Annotated in this window: 5 protein-coding genes; all 5 read right to left on the reverse strand. The window is 74.2% G+C overall.

All coding sequences use genetic code 11. From position 1 onward, the window contains the following. The coding region (locus ACWGH4_RS31200) for an RNA polymerase sigma factor (RefSeq protein WP_453466795.1) at positions 1-581 on the reverse strand (581 nt) is incomplete at its 3' end. A gap of 120 nt (positions 582-701) precedes the next feature. Next, a complete protein-coding gene (locus tag ACWGH4_RS31205; RefSeq protein ID WP_453466797.1) occupies positions 702-2,696 on the reverse strand; it encodes an ABC transporter permease in 1,995 nt (664 codons plus the stop codon). A gap of 56 nt (positions 2,697-2,752) precedes the next feature. Then, a complete protein-coding gene (gene modA / locus ACWGH4_RS31210) occupies positions 2,753-3,502 on the reverse strand; it encodes a molybdate ABC transporter substrate-binding protein (RefSeq protein ID WP_453466803.1) in 750 nt (249 codons plus the stop codon). A gap of 193 nt (positions 3,503-3,695) precedes the next feature. Beyond that, entirely contained in the window at positions 3,696-4,091 is a 396-nt protein-coding gene (locus ACWGH4_RS31215; protein WP_053556799.1) for a TOBE domain-containing protein, read from the reverse strand. A gap of 124 nt (positions 4,092-4,215) precedes the next feature. Then, a partial coding sequence (locus ACWGH4_RS31220; protein ID WP_453466801.1) for an XdhC family protein occupies positions 4,216-4,942 on the reverse strand: 727 nt, incomplete at its 5' end.

Consider the following 4,942-nt stretch of genomic DNA (forward strand, 5'->3'; position numbering starts at 1 on the left):
CCGCGCGGCGGTGACGCCAGGAACCTCTCCAGCCGTCTGAGCCCCCGGTGCGTGGCCGAGCGCACGGCTCCCGGGCGTTTGCCCAGTACACGCGCGGCGGCCGGCCCGTCGAGTCCGATGACGGTCTGGAGGAGCACCGCCTCCGCCTGCTGCCGGGGCAGTTGGGCGATGAGGGCAAGGGCCTGCTGGGTCGAGACGGTCTCGAAGGCCTCTGCCGCCGTGTCCCTCGGGGAGGGCAGTGCGGTGAGCTCGCTCTCGAGGACCGTACCGCGCGGGCGGCTCCGGATCCGGCGCAGGTGGTCCATGGCCCGGTGGCGGGCGATGGTCGCCGTCCAGGCTCTGAAGCCGGCGCCGTCGCCGCGGAAGCGCCCGAGGTCACGGGCTATTTCAAGCCAGGCGTCGGACGCGACGTCCTCCGCGTCGTCGCCCACGAGGCCGCGCAGATATCCGAGCAGCGGGGGATGGACGAGTCGATAGGCCGCGGAGAAGGCGGCCTCGTCACCCCGTTGTGCCTGTGCCACCGCGTCGCCGAGCTCCTTGTCGTGCGTCTCCGCACGCCGGCTGCCCCGCCCCTTGCCCACTCGGTCCTCTTCGTTCCCTCCGGCACGGCGCACCCGTGCCCATGTCCCCCGTAGTGTCAGCGTCGCGGCCCACGGAAACGTCACAGCTCTCCGGCCGCGCGGCCGGAGACACGCGGAGAGCTACAGGCCGACCACGGTGACCTCGGTGGCCTTGACGCCCGTCCAGACCGACTCCCCTTCCGCGAGGCCCAGTTCGGCCGCCGCCTGCGGGGTGATCTCGGCGACCAGGTCCGGCGCGTGCGGCGAGGTGACGAGGACGCGCAGCCGGCTGCCCACGGTGGTGATCTCGCGTACGGTGCCGGGCCAGACGTTGCGCGGGCTGCCGCCGGGGCGTTCGCGGTGCACGGACACCGCCTCCGGGGCGATGATCGCGAGGACGTCCGCGCCCGGGGTGAGCGGGTCGGCCACCACGAGCCGTCCGCCGCCGCCGAGTTCGATGCCGCCGGCCACGGCCGTGCCGGGCCAGGCGTTGCGGCCGAGCATCCGCGCGACCCACGGCGAGCGCGGATGGCGGGTGACCTCGGCGGGCGGCGCGTCCTGGACGGCACGGCCGTCGTCGAGGACGAGCACCCGGTCGGCCAGCGACACGGCCTCCACCGGGTCGTGGGTGACGATCAGGCAGACACCGCCGAAGCCGTCCAGATGGCGGCGCAGGGTGTGGCGTACATGGGCCCGGGTCGTCTGGTCGAGGGCGGCCAGCGGCTCGTCCAGCAGCAGCAGCCGCGGCCGGGCGGCCAGGGCGCGGGCGAGGGCCACGCGCTGGGCCTGGCCGCCGGAGAGCTGGGCGGGTCTGCGGGCGGCGAGATGACCGACGCCGAGCCGTTCGAGCCACTCCTGTGCGCTGCGGCGCGCCTCCGTACGGGAGACGCCCCGCGAGCGCAGTCCGTACGCGGTGTTGCCGAGGGCGCTCAGGTGCGGGAACAGCGCGCCGTCCTGGGGCACCCAGGCCACACCGCGGCGGTGGGGCGGCAGGGCGGACACGTCGGTGTCGCCGAGCCGCAGGGCGGCGTGGGCGCGCGGGGACAGTCCGAGGAGGGCCCGCAACAGGGTCGTCTTGCCGGCGCCGTTGGGGCCGACGACGGCGATGGTGGTGCCGGGCGCGGCGTCGAGGGTGAGTTCGTCGAAGCCGCTGACCTCCGCGTGCAGCGGCCAGCGTCCGTCCGCCAACGGCGGTCCGGCCACCGGGGCCGCCGGGGCTCCGGGTGAGACCGGGCCGGGTTCCTCGGGCTCGGCGGCGGGTACGCGGCGGGCGGCGGCGGGCGGGGCCCCGCCCGTCCACCGGCCGCGCAGGGCGATCAGCACGGCCATGGCGATGACGAGCAGCAGGAGCGACAGCGACGTCGCCGCGTCCGGTTCTTCCTGCAGCAGCAGATACACCTGCAAGGGCAGCGTCTGCGTGGTGCCCGGCAGATTGCCGGCGAAGGTGATCGTCGCACCGAACTCGCCGAGCGCACGGGCCCAGGTCAGTGCCGCTCCGGCGACCAGCCCGGGGGCGACCATCGGCAGGGTGACGGTGAGGAAGACCCGGAGCGGGGAGGCGCCGAGCGAGGCGGCCGTCTCCTCGTAGCCCGGACGCAGACCGCCCAGGGCGCCCTCGAGGCTGATGACGAGGAACGGCATGGCCACGAAGGTCGCGGCGACGACGGCGCCGGAGGTGTGGAACGGCAGGGTGATGCCGAACGTGTCCTCCAGCCACGGCCCCAGGAGTCCGCGCCGGCCGAAGGCGAGCAGCAGCGCCACTCCCCCGACGGTGGGCGGCAGCACCATGGGCAGCAGGACGAGCGAGCGGACGAGCGTCTTGCCCGGGAAGTCGGTCCGTGCCAGCACCCAGGCGAGCGGAACGCCGAGCAGCAGGGACAGTCCGAGCGCCCAGAAGGAGACGACGAGCGACAGCCGCAGCGCCTCGGTGACGCCGGGGCTGGTCAGATGGCCGCCGATGTCGCTCCACGCCGTCCGGCCGAGGATGCCGGCCAAGGGCAGCAGCAGGAACGCGACGGCGAACAGCGCGGGCACCGCCAGGACCACGGGCGTACGCGCTCCGACGCCCCCGCCGGGCCGGTCCCGCCCGCCCCTGCCCGGGAGGCGGGACGGGGGCGTGTCGCGTAGGCGCTTCATGGTGCGTCCTGGTGATCGAGCGGAGAGGGACGGGCGGCCACGGCCGCGGGGAGCGGTTACGGCTGCTGGAAGCCCGCGTCCCGGAGGATCTTCTGCGCCTCCGGGCCGGTCAGCCACGTCACGAAAGCCTCTGCCGCGTCGGCGTTCTTCGACGACTTCAGGGTCGCGGCCGGGTAGGAGGCGACGGCGTTGTGGCCGTCGGGGATGTCGACGGCGTCGACCTTCTCGGCGGCGACGGCGGCGTCCGTGCGGTACACGATGCCCGCGTCGGCCTCGCCCATCTCCACCTTGCTGAGGACGGCCCGGACGTTCGGCTCCTCGGACACCGGCCGCACGTCGACGTTGCGGCCCTGGAGGATCTGCCTGCTGTAGCGGCCGACGGGGACCTCCGGCGCGGCGAGCACGACCTTGAGCCCGGTCCCGGCGAGGTCCTCGAGCGCACCGATCTTGTGCGGGTTCCCCTTGCCGGTGACGATGACCAGCCGGTTCTTGGCGATGACCACCGGGGAGCCGGTGTCGGCGGCGAGGCCGTCCATGGTCCTGCCGTCGGCGGTGACCAGGGCGTCGGCGGGAGCGCCCTGCCTGACCTGCGCGGCGAGTTCCTGCGAGCCGGCGAAGGAGAAGGCGATCTCCGTGCCGGGGTGCGACTTCTCGTAGGCGTCGCCCGCCGTTTCGAAGACGTCGGTGAGCGAGGACGCGGCGAGCACGGTCAGGCGGGCGTCGGACGGTTCGCCGGAGACGCTCTTCCCGCTCCCGGCGTCGCCGGTGCCGCAGGCGGCGAGCGGGGCGAGCAGGGCGGCCGTCATGATCGCGGCCGCGGCGCGGCGGCGTCCGGCAGCGGGAGTGCGGCGGCGTCCGCCGAGGCTGGGGAACACGGGACGGGACTCCTCTGTGCTGTGCGCCGTATCGCGCGGATCCGATGGTGTGCCGTGTCGCGCGGATCTGTGCTGTGGTGCGCCGTTCCGCGTGGACAGGTCCGACCGCGGGCCGGCGCCCGGGTCAGGCGCGGTCGATGTGCACGTTCGTGGACTTCACCCGGGCGGTGGCCTGCATGCCGACCTCCAGTCCCAGTTCCTCGACGGCTTCGCGGGTCAGCAGGGACACGAGCCGGTGCGGCCCGGCCTGGATCTCCACCTGCGCGGCGACGTCGCCGAGCTTGACGGCGGTGACGATGCCGGGGAACGCGTTGCGCGCCGAGGTGTAGGAGGTCTCCTCGTCGCCGACGCCGCCCTGGGCGACCTCGACGGAGAACGCGGCCAGGTCCCGGCCGTCGATGAGGCGCCGGCCGCTGTCGTCGCGATGGGTCGCGACCCGTCCGGCGTCGGCCCAGCGCCGCGCCGTGTCGGCGCTGACGCCGAGCAGCCGCGCGGCCTGACCGATGGTGTAGGACTGCATATGCGCCACAATAGGCGCCCCGGGATCGCAGGTACAGCCTTTTCGGCCGAACCCACATGGCAGATGCGACCCCGTTGGTCGATGCCACGGCGTGGCTTTCCGCCGTACGCGGCCCGCCGGACGCCTATGCCACCGACCCGATCCGCCCGGTGGGCGCGTCGGGGCCGTCGTGGTGGATGGGGGTGTGCGCGCCGGTCAGGGAGACACCGGTGCCGCCGCGGCGGTTGGCCACGATCTCCGCGCCGATGGACAGCGCGGTCTCCTCCGGCGTACTGGCGCCGAGGTCGAGGCCGATCGGTGAGCGCAGCCGGGCGAGTTCGAGGTCCGAGACGCCGACCTCGCGCAGCCGCCTGTTGCGGTCCTCGTGGGTGCGGCGGGAGCCCATCGCGCCCACGTAGGCGACCGGCAGCCTCAGGGCGAGCTCGAGCAGCGGTACGTCGAACTTGGCGTCGTGGGTCAGTACGCACAGCACCGTACGGCCGTCGACCTCCGTCGACTCCAGGTAGCGGTGCGGCCACTCGACGACCACCTCGTCGGCCTCCTTGAAGCGGCTCGGCGTCGCGAAGACGGGCCGCGCGTCGCAGACGGTGACGTGGTAGCCGAGGAACTTGCCGACGCGCACCAGGGCGGCGGCGAAGTCGATGGCTCCGAAGACGATCATCCTCGGTGCGGGGACGCTCGACTCGACGAGCAGTGTCAACGGCCGGCCGCACCGGGAGCCGTCCTCACCGATGACGACGGTTCCGGTGCGTCCGGCGTCCAGCATCGCCCGGGCCTCGCGGGCCGCGGTGCGGTCCAGTTCGCGATGGCCGCCGAGGGCGCCGTCGTACGTGCCGTCGGGCCGTACGAGC

It is taken from the genome of Streptomyces sp. NPDC054847, assembly GCF_053610925.1.

Excerpts from the sequence above, each read along its gene's own strand:
- ACWGH4_RS31205 (WP_453466797.1), bottom strand. The coding sequence starts at position 2,696 with ATGAAGCGCCTACGCGACACGCCCCCGTCCCGCCTCCCGGGCAGGGGC.
- modA (WP_453466803.1), bottom strand. The coding sequence starts at position 3,502 with ATGACGGCCGCCCTGCTCGCCCCGCTCGCCGCCTGCGGCACCGGCGAC.
- ACWGH4_RS31215 (WP_053556799.1), bottom strand. The coding sequence starts at position 4,091 with ATGCAGTCCTACACCATCGGTCAGGCCGCGCGGCTGCTCGGCGTCAGC.